Genomic DNA, 17,301 nt, shown 5'->3' with positions numbered 1-17,301 from the left:
CTTATCCGATTATACCTACGTGTTTTAAGAACATGTATACCGGCATGGCTGCAAACAGCGCCGGAATAAGAATGCCGAAGCCATAAACCCCCAAAAACTCAATTAGTGGGGTATACTTTTTATGACGTAGACCAATGGTCTGGAAACCACTTTTGAACCCGTGAACAAGGTGGAAGCCCAGGGCCACCATAGATAATACATAGATGAGCACATACCACCACTGCGAAAATGCCGCCACTACAGTCTTGTACAGATCTTTATACTCTTTGCCATCATACTCGGCCATCGGTACGCTGCCGAAGTGCATCTCGTACCAGAACGTCCGCATATGAAGAACAATAAAGATGAGCAAAATGGTACCCAGAATACCCATATTTCGCGATGACCAGGGGCTGTTGGCTTCCGGACGGGCATAAGCATACTTCACCGGGCGCGATGCCTGGTTATGGCGCGTCAGAATGAGGGCCATCAGGGCATGAACGATAATCGACGTGTAGAGCAGGTAGGAAACCGTCATGATCACCGGGTTATGGGTCATGAAGTAACTATACTCATTGAAGGCCCGGCCTTCATCACCTTTAAAAAGCTGAAGATTGCCCGCAACGTGAACAATCAGAAACGTACACAGAAACAGGCCCGTTAGTGACATAATCACTTTCCGGCCAAGCGAACTGGCTAACGTTTGGGTTACCCAAGACATAGATTGATTGGCAGAGATAAACAGTTGAAAAACAACAAAACAAGTCTTTGGTTTTGGCTAAAATGTAGCCTCAGAAAGACCGCGTAAAAGTACTGCCCGATGCATACGCAAACAAGGTAGCTACTTGATTTTTGGCGCAGGTACGTCCTTTTACCGGATGTGCACTGGCTCGCTGTCGATCGGGGTTGCTTTGGTCGGGTAGCGTAGCAATGACCAGATGCGGGTAATCTACTGGCTAGCCCGTTGGTATTATGCCCCAACCGTAGCCTATTTTTCTGATAGCCAGTGTAGTTAATGGGCGGGCTGTTGCTTGTTATTGTGCCACGGAAGGGCTATATTTACTCTACTATTATAGTAAACTAACAACACAGATGAATGCCGGTCACCCAGCGGGTGAATGCCGGCTTTTTTGCGCTTATGGCACGTACCAAATATCATCCTGCACAGCTTCAGATTGATTTTCTGGCCAACTTCCGCCAGATGCTCGTCAGCCTGGGCAATGCCGATAACCTTCCTCAGAACGAAGCCCTCTTCGTTCGTATGACTGACCAGTGGGAAAGTCGGCAGGTATTACCCGCTGATTTGCTGTTTCAGAAGAGCCCTGTTGAAGCCGTGGTTTACCGACTTCAGAAAGAAGACCAGGCATCGGGCGAAGGCCGCCTGCGCTTTCCGACCGATCTGATTGCCGGTGAGCTGCGCGGCACACCGGGCCTTACTGGATTCTCGGCCAAGTTTCGTGAGCAGGGATGGATTATCCTGCCGGCCGAACTGTCGGGTATGTACAAGAATCTGTTCCTGAACATACTGACGGCATCGATAGGCCTGGAATACCTGTACCCGAACCGGCGTGAACTGCTGACCGAGGCCGAGAAAGTGGCTTTGGCGTCGTTACTGCCCGAGTCGGAGATGAAGAAATTTTTCGGCATCAAGCTGTCGCGCTTCCCGGACTCGTTTCGGAGCGAGGTGTCCAATTACTTCAACCTGCCGTTCGACTACGTTTTGAAACGGGCGCAGCACATGGGTGCCGTTACGGCTGAAGCTGTAGAGGAAGCGGCTAACCCACGCAGTGTTCGGCCAGCTACGCTTCGGAAACCAGTTAGTTCGCGGGCTGCGTAGTTACGCACGCAATCAGCCATTTAGACCGTATATGTAAAAAGGGGGCCCTGAGCAGGGGCCCCTTTTTACGTTTGTGCTGCGCCGCCGCTGGTCCAGAACCGGCAACGTACCGGCAAGAGGACCAGCCTTGTTACGACTGAATTTGGTACTAATCGCAGACGTAGTTTACCTGAATAAGGAAGTTTGAAAAAACTCAGGAAACTTCAAACTTTCTGCGAGTTTCCCGGGTTTCGGCTGCAATGAACGTACCTGCAAACGAAACCATTAAAGACAAAATACTGGCTGAGTCGGCTAAGCTGCTCTGGAAATACGGTGTGCGCACGATCACAATGGATGACATTGCCCGCCGACTGGGAATATCCAAAAAAACAATCTATCAGCATTTTTCTGATAAGGAAGACATTGTTTATCAGGCTGTTAAGCATCATATCGAGCACGAGATGCTGGAATGCGACCGGGTAATGCGTCTGGACATGAACCCAATCGACGAGATGCTGCTGGTCTCTGACATGATGCGTCGGCAAGCCGATGCGATTAATCCAAGCCTGCTGATGGATGTACAGCGCTATTACCCGAAAGCCTGGGCTTTTTTTCTTGACCATAAGGAAAAGCGGATTATCAATGACATCAAGGCCAATCTGAAACGGGGCGTGGAGCAGGGTTTTTACCGGGCCGACATTAATCTGGATACAATGGCCCGCCTACGGGTCGAGCTGGTTCAGTTGGGTTTCGATGACCGCATATTTCCGAACAACAAAGACGTGAAAGACGTGATCGCCACGCAGGAACAGCTACTTCACCACTTCGTCCGGGGCATACTGAGTGAGTCTGGCTTTGTGGCTTACAATGAACGCATCAATAGCTTTAACTAGAGTACAATCTGATTCTTCCATTACTATGAACATTTCTTTACACAAACGGTCTCTGCGACGCCTTATGCTGGCGGTAGGCTGGCTGGGTACGTCTATGGTGCCTGGCCCGGCCGGTACATTGCTGGCACAGGTACCGGCGGCCGGTACACCAACGGGAACGGTACCTACCCAACCATCTGTCGGACAACAACCAACCGGAGCTGCTGCCAGTGGCCAACAGCCGGGGGCTCAGCAGCCTGCTGCAACGGGTGCCATCACACCATCGGGGCAGGCAGTGCCATCGCAACCAGGTGCTACGCCAGCCGGAACTGCCCAGTCAGCGATTCAAACCACACCGGTCAATCTGCAACCCGGCAACGTGTCAACGTTTAATTCGGGACTGGCTCCGGCGCCAACGGGATTGAAACCATCGAATCAGGCGGGAACCGGGCAAACCTTCACGTTGCAGGAGGCCATCGATTTTGCCATCAAGCAGAACATCAACGTACGCAACAGCCAGCTCGACGCAATCAGTGCTGAAGCGCGGATTCACGAGATAAAGGCATCAGCGTTACCACAGGTGAGTGGAAGTGGCTCGTTTACCGATAACCTCATCATCCAACGCGCCTTTTTACCGGCCAACTTCTTTGACCCGAAGGCATCGCCTGATGCGCCTGCTGTGCCGGTGCAGTTCGGGGTGAATTACTCGGCCAATGGTACCGTTGCGGTGAATCAGTTGCTGTATAGCGCAGGCTTGAATGTAGGGCTGCGTGCCGCTGCCACGTACCGGGAGCTGGCGCAACGCACGACCCAGGCAACCAAAGTAACGGTGGCCGAGCAGGTAGCGAAAGCGTATTACGGTGTGCTGGTCGCCCGCGAGCGCTCGAAACTGCTTGACCTGAACATCGGTCGGCTCGATACGCTGTTGCGCGATACGCGGGCATCGAACCAGCAGGGTTTTGTGGAGCGACTCGACGTGCAGCGGCTCGAAGTGCAGGCCAACAACCTGCGGTCGGATCGGCAGAATGTGGAGAACCTGATTCAGTTGAGCTATGCGCTGTTGAAATACCAGATGGGCCTGACGGTGAACGATGAAATCACCCTGAGCGAGCAGTTACAGGACCGTGACTTCGCCGAACTGGAATCGCTAATTGCGCCCGACCCGACGTTCCAATACCAGAGCCGGATCGAATATTCAACCTTGCAAACGCAGCTGAAGCTGGCCGAACTAGACATTGAGTTGTCGAAAAAAGGTTATATGCCAACAGCTTCGGCGTTTGTTAACTACGGGTATAACAACGGTAAGAATCGGATTGGCGACATGGTCACTACGCCCTGGCTGAATTTTGCCACGGCGGGCCTGAGCCTTCAGATTCCCATTTTCGATGGTTTCCTGAAAAAATACCAGATTGCCCAGAAGCGGATTACGCTTCAAAAGGCCCAGAACAGCGGTGAACTGCTGAAGAACTCGATCGACCTGCAAATCCGGCAATCGAGCATTACGCTGAACAATGGCTTTCAGACGTTGCAAACCCAACTACGCAACCGTGATCTGGCCGTCGAAATCGTTCGCGTCACGCGGATCAAGTACAAGGAAGGGGTTGGCTCGAACATCGAGGTACTCAATGCCGAAACGTCGCTTCGCGAAGCGCAAACCAATTATTTCGCCTCCCTCTACGATTTCCTGATCTCGAAAGTAGATCAGGACAAAGCGCTGGGTCGGCTGTATACAGGACAATAAAAGGAGTTGGCTGTTTACAGTTTGCCGTTTACTGTTGCTCCGCTGGGCGACAATACGTTCCCAAGCAACGCAACAGAAAACAGCAAACGGTGAACAGTAAACACAAAAATTATGAAGCACACATACATCATTACTACACTGCTGCTAGGTACGTTACTGGCGGCTTGCGGAGAAAAGAAAAGCGATCTGCAAACGAAAAAGGCGGAACTGGACAAGCTGAAAGGCGAACAGGCCGACCTTAATGCGAAGATCAAAGGCCTGGAAGGGGAGCTGACCAAGCTTGATCCGGTAAAGCGCGAAGAAGCGAAGGTAAAAGCGGTGGCCGTGTCGCCACTGACGGCAGGTACGTTCCGGCATTTCGTAGAGCTACAAGGCTCGGTGGATGCAAAGAACAACGTGCAGGTAACCCCGAAAGGACAAGGCGGTGTCATCACGGCCATGTATGTATCGGAAGGAACACCGGTGAAGCAGGGGCAGCTGATTGCTAAGCTCGACGATCAGATCGTGCGTGAATCGCTGGCGGAAGTGCAGACGCAACTGTCGCTGGCCAACACGGTTTTCGACAAGCAAAGCAACCTCTGGAAACAGCAGATCGGTACAGAATTACAATACCTGCAGGCCAAGAGCAACAAAGAATCGCTCGAACGCCGGATCTCGACGATTAAAGCACAGTTAGGCCAGTCATCGGTAACAGCGCCTATTTCGGGCGTGGTTGATCAGGTGATCGGAAAGGTAGGGCAGGTAGCGGCGCCGGGTATGGGCATTGTGCGGGTGGTTAACCTGTCGCGACTGAAAGTTGTTGCCAAGGTGGCGGATACCTACTCGGGCACGGTGAAACGCGGTGATGCCGTGCAGGTTATTTTCCCCGACATCAAGAAGCAGATCAACGCGCCGATCAGTTTTGTATCGACCTCGGTTGACCCACTGAGCCGGACATTTACGATCGAAATTCCGCTGCCGTCGGATAATGCGCTGAAACCGAATATGCTGGCACAGGTTAAAGTCAATGACTTCTCGAAGTCGAACGCCATCGTGATCAATCAGAACCTGATTCAGAATACGGAGAACGGCCAGCTCGTGTATGTTGCCGTTACGGAGGGTAACAAGAAGATTGCCCGCGCCAAAAAAGTAGTGGTAGGGCAGAGCTACGGTGGCCAGATCGAGATTACGCAGGGCCTCAGCGCAGGTGATCAACTCATCACGCAGGGTTATCAGGAAGTGACAGACGGACAACAAATCAGTTTCTAAGTTTACCGTTTGCCGTTTACTGTTGCTTCGCTCAGGTACGTCATTATGAATTAGCGAAGCAACAGTAAACGGCAAACAGTAAGCTGAAAACTCTTTTCTATGAAATTCACAGACTATAAAACCCTCGGCTTCACCAACTGGTGCGTCGAGAACCGGACGGCGATTTACATCTTCACCTTCCTGATTACGTTCGGAGGGTTGTTCGTCTACAATAACCTGCCGAAAGAGCAGTTTCCGGATATCAAGATCCCGACGGTTATTATTCAGACCGTTTATTTCGGTACGGCTCCCGCCGACATCGAGAATACGATCAACAAGCCGATTGAGAAACAACTGAAAGCGGTTACGGGCGTAAAACGCGTGAAATCGAACTCACTACAGGATTTTTCGCTGATCACGGTTGAGTTCAACCCCGACGCCGACGTAGCCGAAGCCTTGCAGCGGGTGCGTGACGCCATTGACAAGGCCCGGCGCGATCTGCCACAGAAGCTCGATAGCGGCCCAACGGCGCAGGACGTAAACTTCTCGGAGTTTCCGATCATGAACATCAACCTGGCCGGTAATTTTTCGCTGAACCAGTTGAAAGACTACGCCGAAGATATGCAGGATGCCATCGAGGCCATGCCTGAGATCAGCCGCGTGGATATTGTGGGTGCCCTGAAACGGGAGATCCAGATCAACGTAGACCTGCCCCGTATGCAGTCGACCGGCCTGACCTATTATGATATTCAGACGGCCATTCAGGGAGAGAACATCAACGTATCGGGTGGTGATCTTGACGTTGACGGTGTACGCCGGACGTTGCGCGTGAAGGGCGAGTTTACAGACATTGCCCAGATCAGCAATCTTCAGATTCGGACCGGCACGGGCGCTACTGTTCGCCTGGGCGATGTAGCCGACGTACAGGACAGCTTTGAAGAACAGCAGGATTTTGCCCGGCTCGACAACAAAACCGTTGTGACGCTCAACGTCATCAAACGGGCGGGGGCCAACCTGCTATCGGCGTCGGAGCGAATCGAGCAAACAATTGATCAGTACAAAGAAGACCGTTTCCCCCAGGGCCTCGATATTCGGATCACGGCCGACCAGTCGGAGAAGACGAAAGAGAACGTGAACGACCTGGTAAACACCGTGGTGCTGGGCTTCATTTTCGTGGTGCTCGTGCTGATGTTCTTTATGGGCGTGCGGGATGCCATCTTCGTTGGGTTATCGGTGCCACTCTCGGCGCTGGTGGCCTTCGTGTTGATGCCTATTTTGGGACCAATTGTTGGAACGGCCTTTACGCTGAACACGATCGTGCTGTTTGCCTTTTTGCTGGGCCTCGGGCTGGTGGTAGATGACGCCATTGTGGTTATCGAAAATACACACCGGCTGTTCAACGAGAACCGGAACTGGACCATTCAGCAGGCCGTGAAAGCGGCAGCGGGCGAGGTATTCGTGCCCGTGTTCTCCGGTACGTTAACGACCATTGCGCCGTTCTTCCCGCTGTTGTTCTGGCCGGGTATTGTGGGCGAGTTCATGAAATTCCTGCCCCTGACGCTCATCCTGACCCTGTTTGCCTCGCTGTTTGTGGCCTACGTGATCAACCCGGTATTCGCCGTGTCGTTCATGAACCGGCATGATGACGATCACCACGAAGACAACCAGGGTTTTGATACCATCAAACGCCCGCTGATGATCATCGGCGGACTGGCGATCATCGGCTACGCCGTTGATCGGGGTGTGGGTAACCTGTTTGTGGTGGGCCTGCTGCTGTACGTGTTCAACCACTATGTGCTGACGCCAAAACTGATCCTGCCTTTCCAGGAAAGCTTACTCCCCCGGCTGAAGAGCGGGTATCGCAAGCTGATCTCGTTCCTGCTGACGGGCTACCGGCCAGTGTACACCGTAGCCGCCGCATTTGCCTTACTGGTGGTGACGTTCATGCTGCTGGGTGTTTTCCCGCCGAAAGTGATCTTCTTCCCAAGTGGTGAACCCGATTACATCTACGTCTATAACGAGATGCCGCAGGGCACCGACGCCCGCATAACTGATTCGGTAACGAAGGTGATTGAGAAGCGCGTGTACAAAGTGCTGGGCGATAACAAAGCAACGGGCACCGTCAACTCGGTGATCTCGAACGTTGGTAAGAATGCCGGTGATCCGCAAAACCCGGATCGGAACGCCACGCCGCAGAAATCGAAAGTGACGGTTGCGTTTAAAGGCAACGAAGAACGCGAAGGCATCTCGACGGATACGCTGCTGAATAAAGTACGGCTTGCCATGCAGGGAATTCCGGGTACCAACATTTCGGTACAGCGCGAAAGCAACGGGCCACCAACGGGTAAACCCATTGCGATCGAAATTGCCGGCGATGACTTTGTTGAGCTTCAGAAACTGGAGAAACAGGTACGTAACCGGATTCAGCAGGCGGGTATCGAGGGAATCGAGCAGTTGAAGTCTGATCTGGTGACCAACAAGCCCGAAATCGTGCTGAACATAAACCGCGACAAAGCTGAACGGGAGGGGATCTCGTCGCAGCAGGTAGCGTTCAGCGTTCGGACGGCCCTGTTCGGAACGGAGGTGTCGAAATTCCGGGACGCGAAAGATGAGTACCCAATCATGGTTCGGTTGCAGAAAGACAACCGCAGCCAGATTGAGCGGCTGCTGAGTCAGAACATCGTGTATCGGGATATGAACTCGGGTGGGGCGCTGCGGCAGGTGCCGTTGTCGTCGGTGGTTGATATTCAGTATTCGACTACGTTCAGCCAGATCAACCGGAAAAATCAGAGCCGCCTCGTTACGCTCAGTTCTGATGTGGTAACGGGCTATAACGCCAACCAGATTGTGGGGCAGATTCAGCAGATCGTGAATGACCTGGACGTACCCAACGGCTACACCATTAAAATGGGTGGCGAACAGGAAGATCAGAAAGAGTCGATGAACTTCCTGGTATCAGCCTTTGGTATCGCCATCCTGATGATCTACCTGATTCTGGCCACGCAGTTCAACTCGGTCATCAAACCATTTATCATCTTTACCACCATTCTGCTGTCATTGATCGGGGTGTTCCTTGGCTTCATGGTTACGGGTAAACAATTCTCGGTCATCATGTCGGGGGTGGGTATCATTGCCCTGGCGGGTATTGTGGTGAAAAACGGTATTCTGCTCATCGAATTCATTGAAGAGTTACGCGGGCGGGGTGTGCCAACGCGCGAGGCGATCATTGAAGCGGGGGGGACGCGTCTGACGCCCGTATTGCTGACAGCGGCAGCGGCGGTACTTGGGCTGGTGCCACTGGCTTTTGGCCTGACGGTCGATTTCGTGAGTCTTTTCCGCGACTTCGATCCGCATATCGTTATCGGTGGCGACTCGTCGGTGTTCTGGAATATTCTGGCCTGGACCATCATTTACGGCCTGACCTTCTCAACCGTGCTAACGCTGGTGATCGTGCCCTGCCTCTACTGGATCAACGAGCGCGTTCGCGACAAGTGGTTCCGCAAAGGTGACGCGGTTGTTCAACCAGCCCATCAGGAAGAACCGGCCGAAGTGTAGCAGAACGTACCTGGATCAACAGTAAAGCCCCTCAACGAGAAATCGCGGAGGGGCTTTGCTGTGTAAAATAGATTTAAAGGTGAACTGTTACGGAAAGCAAACAGCTTACTGGACTTTCTGCATAAATTGATCCCGCTCAACATCTGCACGTATTGATATGCTTTATCTACTATCATTCATAGTGGTCGTTATTGCTTTTCTGAATTGCCTGTCCATGCTGGTCTGGGCTTACATAACGCACAATAGTTTGTTTCAAAGCGGCCTCATCGCTCTGACTGGCGGGCTACTGGTGATCAGTGCGGCACTTGGCAGAGAGGTCAATAAGCGGTACAGGTAACAGCAAAGCAGCCCCATCAACTGGCATCTTTTCTGTAGCTTTGATTGTACAATTCTGACAACAAACTGCATGGAGCCCATCTTTGCCACCGACCATACCCGCGAACTGATCCCCCGCATCCGCGAATTCATAGAGCAGGAAATCATTCCGCTCGAAACAGCTGAACACCTGACGGGTAACTTCTCGAAAGTGGCCAACATCCTTGATCAGAAACGTGAACTGGTGAAACGGGCGGGACTGTGGGGCTTACAGCATAGTGTAGACGAAGGCGGGCTGGGGCTGACACTCTGCGAGTTCGGTCAGGTAAGTGAGGTGCTGGCCTACAGTCCGTTTGGCCATTATACCTTCAATTGCCAGGCGCCCGACATTGGCAATATGGAATTGATGCACAAATACGCGCCCGAGCATCTGAAGCAGACGTACCTGGAACCGTTGAGAGAAGGGGAAATTCGTTCGTGCTTCTCCATGACCGAACCCGAATTTGCCGGGTCGAACCCCACGCAGCTGGGTACGTTGGCCGAGCGCCAAGGCGCTGAATGGGTGATCAATGGGCATAAATGGTTTACCTCGTCGGCCGATGGGTCGGCCTTCGCCATCGTGATGGCCGTAACAAATCCAGATGCTGCCCCACATCGCCGGGCCAGTATGATTCTGGTGCCGACCGATAACCCTGGTTTTGAGCTGGTGCGTAATATCAGCATCATGGGCGATGGGTCTGACCATTGGGGCAGCCATGCCGAGGTGCGGTACACCAACTGCCGGGTGCCCGCCGCCAACCTGATCGGAGGCGAGGGCATGGGCTTTACGCTGGCGCAGGAACGCCTGGGACCGGGCCGTATTCACCACTGCATGCGCTGGATCGGCATCGCCGAACGGTCGTTCGATCTGATGTGTCGCCGGGCCGCCACCCGCGAAATGGAGCCGGGTGTGATGCTGGGCGAAAAGCAGTTTATTCAGGGATTCATTGCCGAAAGCCGCGCCGAAATCGACGCCTCGCGCCTGATGGTATTGCGAACGGCCCGCAACATCGACGAACAGGGAGCTGCCGCTGTCCGCAACGAGATATCGACGATCAAATTTTACGTGGCCAACATGATGCTACGCGTCGTTGACCGGGCTATCCAAACCTTCGGAGCAGCAGGCATTACCGACGATGTGCTCCTGGCCTGGTATTATCGCCACGAACGCGGTGCCCGCATTTACGACGGTGCCGACGAAGTGCACAAAACCGCCCTCGCCCGCAGTATCCTGAAAGGCTACGGCCTCGACACCCGAAAGGCCAAACCAGTAGTTGGTTGACTTGCATTTTTGTCAACCTCACAAATGCTGGCTATGCTACAGTAGGTCGATTCGTAGGAGCAGGCCACAGTGCCTGCCTACTCTCGGCCGCGACAGCGACCGCCTGTAGCGCCAAAATAAAATCAACCTACAGAAGCTACACTGAACGGTAAAGCGTTGTACGTACTCCGTTTGCTTAGAAAATATATGGCGGTCGCTGTCGCGCCCGAGAGCGGGCAGGCACTGTGGCCTGCCCCTACACATCAACGATAAGGGAGAGCAAGAGCGATCATGGAGGGTAGACAAGATAGTGTACAGCCCGTGCGGGCGGGAGAAGAACTGAACGTATCGGTGCTGGAGACGTACCTGGGGCTTGGGCCGATCACGGGCGTAAGTCAGTTTCCGGGCGGGTATTCCAACCTGACGTACCTGATCACGATCGGCAAACGCGAGTATGTGCTTCGGCGGCCGCCGGTAGGGGCGAAGGCAATCAAGGGCGGGCACGATATGGGGCGCGAGTTTCGGGTGCTGTCCTTACTGCGCGACGCCGGCTATACTAAAATCCCAACTCCGGTAGCCTATGGCGATGATGAGACCGTGCTGGACTGTCCGTTCTACGTCATGGAGCGCGTGCCGGGCGTAATTCTGCGGGCGCAATCGGCGCCAAAGCTTGGTTTATCGGCCGACACCCTGACGCGCCTGTCTACGGCGCTGGTCGATACCTTAGTGGAGCTTCATGCACTGCCCGTTGAACCGAACCTGATCCAACTGGGAAAACCAGACGGGTACGTGCAGCGGCAGGTAGAAGGCTGGCACAAACGTTACCTCGCCGCCCAAACCGACGACGTACCCGCCATGACCGGGCTGGCCCGCTACCTGACTGACTATATGCCCACACAAACCCCCGACGTGACGTTGCTGCACAACGATTTCAAATATGATAACGTGGTGCTGAGCGATGACCTGACCCAAATCAGGGCGGTGCTCGACTGGGAAATGTGTACCGTTGGCGATCCGCTGATGGACGTGGGTACGTCCCTCTCGTACTGGGCCGAGGCGGGTGACGATCCGTTTCGTAAATCGTTTAACCTGACCTGGTTGCCCGGCAACCTGACCCGCCACGAATTTGCCGACCATTACGCTCAACAAGCTGGGCGAAACCTGTCGAACATCCTCTATTATTACGTGTTCGGGCTGTTTAAAAACGCCGTGGTCATGCAACAGATCTACGGACGCTATAAACAGGGCTTGACCAAAGACGAACGCTTTGCGGGGCTGCTCGCTGGTGTAAAGGCCCTGTCGGCCGTTGGGGTGAAAGCGGTAGAAACGGGGCGGTTGTAAATTATGCCAGGCCTAACTGCTTTTCAATGAGCAGAATAAACAGGTGGATCACCTTGATGTGAACCTCCTGAATACGGTCGGCAAAACCAAAATGAGGTACCCGAACCTCTACGTCGGCCTGGCCGGCTAGTTTACCGCCGTCTTTTCCGGTCAGTAATACTACTTTCATGCCTCTTTGCCGGGCCGCCGCTACTGCCTGAATAATGTTAGCTGAGTTACCACTGGTGCTAAGGCCCAGCAGCACGTCGCCGTCGATACCGAGGCCTTCTACAAAACGAGAAAAGATAAAATCGTAGCCGTAGTCGTTACCAACACACGACATATGGCTGGTGTCAGAAATGGCAATGGCAGCCAATGAGCGTCGGTCGCCGCGATACCGGCCCGATAGCTCTTCGGCGAAGTGCATGGCGTCGCAGTGAGAGCCACCGTTACCGCAGGAGATAATTTTACGGCCGTTTTTCAGCGCATCAGCCATAAGCTGAGCCGCATCAGCAATAGCCTGTATGGTAGCCGAATCGGCCATGAACTTGTCTAAAACAGACCTTGATTCGGTTAGTTCGTTGATTATGAGATTGTTCATAAGGTAAGGTAAAGAGCTTCCTGGTGCAAGACCATTGAACTCTTCAAAAGAGCCAGCTCCGGTAAGGCGCGTTCCAGCGGATGGCGAAGTTAGCGACGGTGGTATTATAAATGTCAGGAATATACTGGCTATCCTGCCTGCGGTTGAGGTAACGGGCTTCCAGGAAAAAATTATGCTTCAACATGTAGGTCAGGCGCATGTCGGCATAGGTAATGATTGTCTGCCGCCCCTGGCCGACGAAGTTGCCATAGTCGCGAAGGCGGTCTTCGTAATTCTTTGTCGGATTGCCGCCATAATTTCGGCCGGGTGAATCGGTCCCTTTCATCATGACGCTAAATGTGCCGTTTACCGTCAGCCGTTTGAACTGATACCGAACCACGCCGATCCCTTCCATGAAATTGGCCCCCAGCGGATGAGCCAGCGGCTGATTGTAATGGGTATAATTGGTTTGTGCCGATTTGTGGGCGTAGGTATAGGGGCGGGCTACGTTGAACTCGCCCTGAAGATCGAGATTGGGAACGCCCAGCACGTCGATGTATTTGACACCCAGCTGCGCCGCAAATTTATTGGTCCATGACCCGTTAGCGGCGCGTAGCTCTTTGATCAGAAATTCGTCGAGCATAAGCTGACCGTAGAACAGAAAATGCTGGGCTGCATTCACTTTCACGTCCATCCCCACAAAAGCATTATCGCCGCTGCCGCGTGCCGACTCAACGTACCTGTAGAAGATCACCGGGTTCAAGTAATTGATATCGAACTTATCACGGCTATATATCTCTGATTCAAAAAGGCCAATGTTTACCCGTTTGCTGAGGTTGATGCTGAGGTGGTGCATGGCCGTGAACTTCTGCGGGAAAAAGTTAGTGCCATCCAACACAACCTGTCCATTCTGTAATTCAGTGAACAGGTTGGTGTATAGGAACCGTTTGCCAAACCGGGTTTGAAACTTCAGGAAAAGTGTCGAGGCGGCGTTGTCGGATAGCAGGAGCGATCGAATACCATTGCCGAAGAAATTACGGTCGTGGCCAAACTGTAAATTAATGATCTTCAGGGCATTGAAGGTAATGTAGCCCCGGGCTTCAATGAAGTCGGCAGCATTGTTGAAAAGCTTCACTACGCCCTGCCCGGGGGCAAAGCCGCCACCCGTAGGCAGCGAATACAACAGCCCATAATCCTGAATGTATTTGGGGTAGTAGATCTGGTTGTCGGTAACGAAGGTGTAAAAACCCAGTCGACGACCAATACTTCCCCGCACTTCCACCCCCCGCGTGTTGGTTGTCAGGGGCGTACTCAGTACCTGATCGCGGCCGTAGCCTACCTGGAGAACCGGGCTGATATGCAGGTCAAATTCGTCGTTTTTGATGCTGTAGAAATCAGACTTTTTCCGATAGAAATAGCGCAGCAGCATTTTGTCGCTGTTGCCAGGTTCTTCATAACGCAGAATGACGGGTTGGGTAGACGATGAATCGACCGACTGCCCAAAGGCTACGGACACCGGCGGAAACATGGCCCGTACAGGCTGGGGGGTAGCCCACTCCCAACTATCATCGCGGAGGTAGTTGATGTTAAACTTATCCGTTGCCGAGAGGCTCACGCCGTCGGGATCGTTTTGGAGCGTGTCGATCAATTGCATCACCGCCTGCCGGTTATAGGGCTTCACTGTACTGTGAAACTTATCGGCCCACCGACCCTGTCGAATCTCATAGCGATCAATGAGGTGATACTGGTCCTGGTTGAGCGGAATGTAGGGGCTTTGGGCCCGAACGAAGGGCGATAGCAGGATAAAAAACAGAACGAATAGACAACGCATAGCAAACTCGGCAAGTGACGGGCAGGGCAAAAAGAACCACTACTGCGAAAAATAGCCGTTTGGGTTGGCATTACGGCATCTGGCCAGCTAAATTACACGGAAACTTAGCTACTATTTGTACGACCGTATGTTTGTCTTTGCCCAACACCCGTCGATTGCCAACCAGTACCTTGCCGAACTGCGTGATGCAACGGCCCAAACCGACCGGCTTCGATTCAGGCGGAACCTTGAACGACTGGGCGAGCTGATGGCCTACGAAATTTCGCGTACCCTGGCCTACCAGAACGGCAACGTGCAAACGCCGCTGGCTCTGGCCCCTACCCAAACCCTGTTGCAACAACCGGTGCTGGCCACTATTCTGCGGGCTGGTCTGCCCTTGCATCAGGGTTTTCTGAATGTGTTTGACCAGGCCGATAATGCCTTTGCCGGGGCCTACCGGCGGGTTGCCCGGCCGGGTGACGACGATAATGAGTTTGATATTGAAATGGACTATATCAGCGGGCCTGATCTTAGCGGTCGAACGCTGATCCTGATCGACCCGATGCTGGCCACGGGGCGGTCGCTGGAAAAAGTATACCACACCATGTTGCGCTTTGGCATACCTGCCCAAACCCATATTGCGGCCGCCATTGCCAGCCCGGAAGGAATCCGGTACGTTCAGGATCAACTCCCCCAGTGCCGGTTATGGCTCGGCGCGATAGATAGCCACCTGAACGATCACTATTACATTGTGCCCGGCCTCGGCGATGCCGGCGATCTGGCTTTTGGTGAGAAAATCTAACGTACCAGCACCTTACGTACCTGCGTGGGCAGGCCATCGACCTGTAGCGTGAGCAGATACATGCCCGCGGGAAGTCCACTGACAATCAGTTCAGTAACCTCGCCTGTTTTAACCTGCTGGCGAACGAGCCGACCGGTCAGGTCTGCCAGATCAAAACGGCCCGCTGCCACGCCCGTTTGCCAGCGTACCCAGACCCGATCGGTGGCCGGGTTGGGGTACACCGTGAGCAATTCGGTCGTTGGCTCTGCGGCCGTGATAACATAATTCAGGGCTTCGGATGGCAACGATGAGCACCCGCCCGACATAGCTACTACGTAGTAGGCGCCCCCGCCGCCCGGCCGGAACCGTGGACTCGTGGCCCCGGCGACCGGCTGCCGGGAGTTGGTATACCACTGGTAGGTGACACCCGCCACACTGCTGGTGCTGACCACCAGTTCTTCGCCCGACTGCGCTACGGCCGGTATGGATGGCGCAGTGCCCACCGTGACCGAAATGGGTTCGCCTGTGTAGCTGGGTAGCGGAGAAATAGCCCTGAGCCTGTACCCTGTTCCAGCGGCTACGCTGGCAGCCAGCGGCACTGTACTGGTAAAACTGCTCACCGAAAACAAATTTCCAACGGTACCAATCGGAATGGTCCCAACTGACTGAGCCGCCGTGAAGTCACCCTGTGCGTTGGAGAGTTGGATAACCGGTGCCTGTTCAAAATAACCGGCGTAGGTACCACTGAGTGGCGCGCTGCTGCCGGCACAAAGTACTACCGAAGTGGGGGCCGGACGAAGCACAAACGGCTGCAATTGGGTCAGGTAATAGGCCGGGCTGGCTGGTGTGCCCGTTATCGACAACGTACCCAGCGTTAGCGTTCCGGTGGTTTTGCCGAGCAGCAGCACTGAACCATCGGCAGCGCGGGCAGCACCAATAAGGCGATCAGCACCCGCAGGGGCATTCAGACGTGTCGACCAGCGCAGAGCCCCGGTAGGCGCGTACCCGGCAACGCTGATATAATCGGCCGGGCCATATTCATTTGTCGACTGATCATAAGGGCCATTGTAGCCGCCGTACACCACAAATGCACCCGCCTGATCGGAGAGCACCCCCATAGCTACCGCTGAATCGGCACGGGAGACACCCGTTTTAACCCACTGATTCTGCCCGCTGGCCGCATAACGGAGTAGCACCTGTCCGGTTTCAATGGAAAGGCCTATCGTCTTATCGGTGAGTGTGTAGTTGCTCAGCACCACTGCGTTATCATCTTTATCGAGGGCCAGACCCAGGGGTGATGTGTCGTAGCTGCGGAAGGCATTAACGCCCAGTGCCTGATCTATATACGAATGCCAGCCCAGGGTATCTTCTTTGGTCGCTACCAGTAGCCCATAGGACCCCGTGCGGGTACGTTCGGTAATGGCTAGCAACGCTTCTCCCTGAGAGTCGGGCGCCACAACCACAGCCTGAGGGGCCGGAATGGTGGGTGCACCGTAGGTATTGGCATTTAAAAACCGACCATCAGCATCGAAGGTGCACAGGAAAGGAATGCCGGTGTTGGCCTGTTGGCCAAACACCAGGATCGAACCTGACGAATTGGCCGCCAGGCTAACAGGCTGACTCATCAGGCCTTTGGCCGTCAGTACATACGTAACCCACCGGCGAGCGTGCGCGCTGTCGAACTCAGCAATGAACGTACTGCTCTGAAAGGGATTGTCGAGGCGATACGTTGAATCGCCAATGGTAAACTGACCAGTAAAGTTACCGGCCACAATCAGGCTGCCGGCGGGCGTAGTAGCAATTCGTCGAATAGCTGGCCAGCCTGTGAAGGTCTGTTTCCAGCGTTCGCGGCCTTTGCTGTCGAGCTGAACAATCGTGTTATTCGTTGCCAGTACATAAGCACCCCGTGGGCCATCGGCGGCCACTGCCAGTGGTTCGCTGGAGAGCACTGTTGCCCAGTTAAAGTTAGTAGTCACGTTGGTGGCTACCTGCGCACGGCAAGGGC

General features: G+C 54.0%; 12 protein-coding genes. 8 read left to right on the top strand and 4 right to left on the bottom strand.

What is annotated here, in order from left to right; translation table 11 throughout:
- Position 1: 1 nt before the first annotated feature.
- Positions 2 to 700, bottom strand: a complete 699-nt coding sequence (locus ACAW75_RS13285; RefSeq protein WP_370729213.1) for a succinate dehydrogenase cytochrome b subunit — start codon at positions 698 to 700, stop codon at positions 2 to 4.
- A 417-nt stretch (positions 701 to 1,117) separates the two neighbouring features.
- Between ACAW75_RS13285 and ACAW75_RS13280 the strand changes: the two genes are divergently transcribed.
- The 7 genes from ACAW75_RS13280 (at position 1,118) to ACAW75_RS13250 (ending at position 12,146) form a co-directional block, all read left to right on the top strand.
- Positions 1,118 to 1,816, top strand: coding sequence for a hypothetical protein (locus tag ACAW75_RS13280; protein WP_370729212.1), 699 nt, complete (start codon positions 1,118 to 1,120; stop codon positions 1,814 to 1,816).
- A gap of 239 nt (positions 1,817 to 2,055) precedes the next feature.
- On the top strand, positions 2,056 to 2,688 hold the full coding sequence (locus ACAW75_RS13275) for a TetR/AcrR family transcriptional regulator (protein WP_370729211.1): 633 nt from the start codon (positions 2,056 to 2,058) through the stop codon (positions 2,686 to 2,688).
- Between the two features lie 25 nt (positions 2,689 to 2,713).
- Positions 2,714 to 4,408, top strand: coding sequence for a TolC family protein (locus ACAW75_RS13270; RefSeq protein ID WP_370729210.1), 1,695 nt, complete (start codon positions 2,714 to 2,716; stop codon positions 4,406 to 4,408).
- Between the two features lie 111 nt (positions 4,409 to 4,519).
- The gene (locus tag ACAW75_RS13265) at positions 4,520 to 5,656 is read left to right on the top strand and encodes an efflux RND transporter periplasmic adaptor subunit (protein ID WP_370729209.1); all 1,137 of its coding nucleotides are present in this window, start codon (positions 4,520 to 4,522) and stop codon (positions 5,654 to 5,656) included.
- A gap of 99 nt (positions 5,657 to 5,755) precedes the next feature.
- Positions 5,756 to 9,190 carry an efflux RND transporter permease subunit gene (locus ACAW75_RS13260; protein WP_370729208.1) on the top strand — a complete coding sequence of 1,145 codons (3,435 nt, stop codon included), beginning with the start codon at positions 5,756 to 5,758 and terminating at the stop codon, positions 9,188 to 9,190.
- 406 nt (positions 9,191 to 9,596) lie between these two features.
- A complete protein-coding gene (locus ACAW75_RS13255) occupies positions 9,597 to 10,826 on the top strand; it encodes an acyl-CoA dehydrogenase family protein (RefSeq protein ID WP_370729207.1) in 1,230 nt (409 codons plus the stop codon).
- A gap of 270 nt (positions 10,827 to 11,096) precedes the next feature.
- A complete protein-coding gene (locus ACAW75_RS13250; protein ID WP_370729206.1) occupies positions 11,097 to 12,146 on the top strand; it encodes a phosphotransferase family protein in 1,050 nt (349 codons plus the stop codon).
- A 1-nt stretch (position 12,147) separates the two neighbouring features.
- On the opposite strand, the gene lpcA is transcribed toward ACAW75_RS13250, so the two are convergent.
- On the bottom strand, positions 12,148 to 12,726 hold the full coding sequence (gene lpcA, locus ACAW75_RS13245; RefSeq protein WP_370729205.1) for a D-sedoheptulose 7-phosphate isomerase: 579 nt from the start codon (positions 12,724 to 12,726) through the stop codon (positions 12,148 to 12,150).
- A gap of 43 nt (positions 12,727 to 12,769) precedes the next feature.
- On the bottom strand, positions 12,770 to 14,536 hold the full coding sequence (locus ACAW75_RS13240) for a hypothetical protein (RefSeq protein WP_370729204.1): 1,767 nt from the start codon (positions 14,534 to 14,536) through the stop codon (positions 12,770 to 12,772).
- Positions 14,537 to 14,663: 127 nt separating this feature from the next.
- Here ACAW75_RS13240 and upp point away from each other — a divergent pair, with 127 nt between their 5' ends.
- On the top strand, positions 14,664 to 15,317 hold the full coding sequence (gene upp / locus ACAW75_RS13235; protein ID WP_370729203.1) for a uracil phosphoribosyltransferase: 654 nt from the start codon (positions 14,664 to 14,666) through the stop codon (positions 15,315 to 15,317).
- Here upp and ACAW75_RS13230 read toward each other — a convergent pair.
- Positions 15,314 to 17,272: a T9SS type A sorting domain-containing protein gene (locus ACAW75_RS13230; protein ID WP_370729202.1), complete on the bottom strand. Its 1,959-nt coding sequence runs from the start codon at positions 17,270 to 17,272 to the stop codon at positions 15,314 to 15,316. The genes upp and ACAW75_RS13230 overlap by 4 nt on opposite strands.
- Positions 17,273 to 17,301 lie beyond the last annotated feature (29 nt).

It is taken from the genome of Fibrella arboris, from assembly GCF_041321095.1.
In the GTDB taxonomy this organism is placed as follows: Bacteria; Bacteroidota; Bacteroidia; order Cytophagales; family Spirosomataceae; genus Fibrella; species Fibrella arboris.
This window is presented reverse-complemented; position numbering and strand designations above follow the sequence as displayed.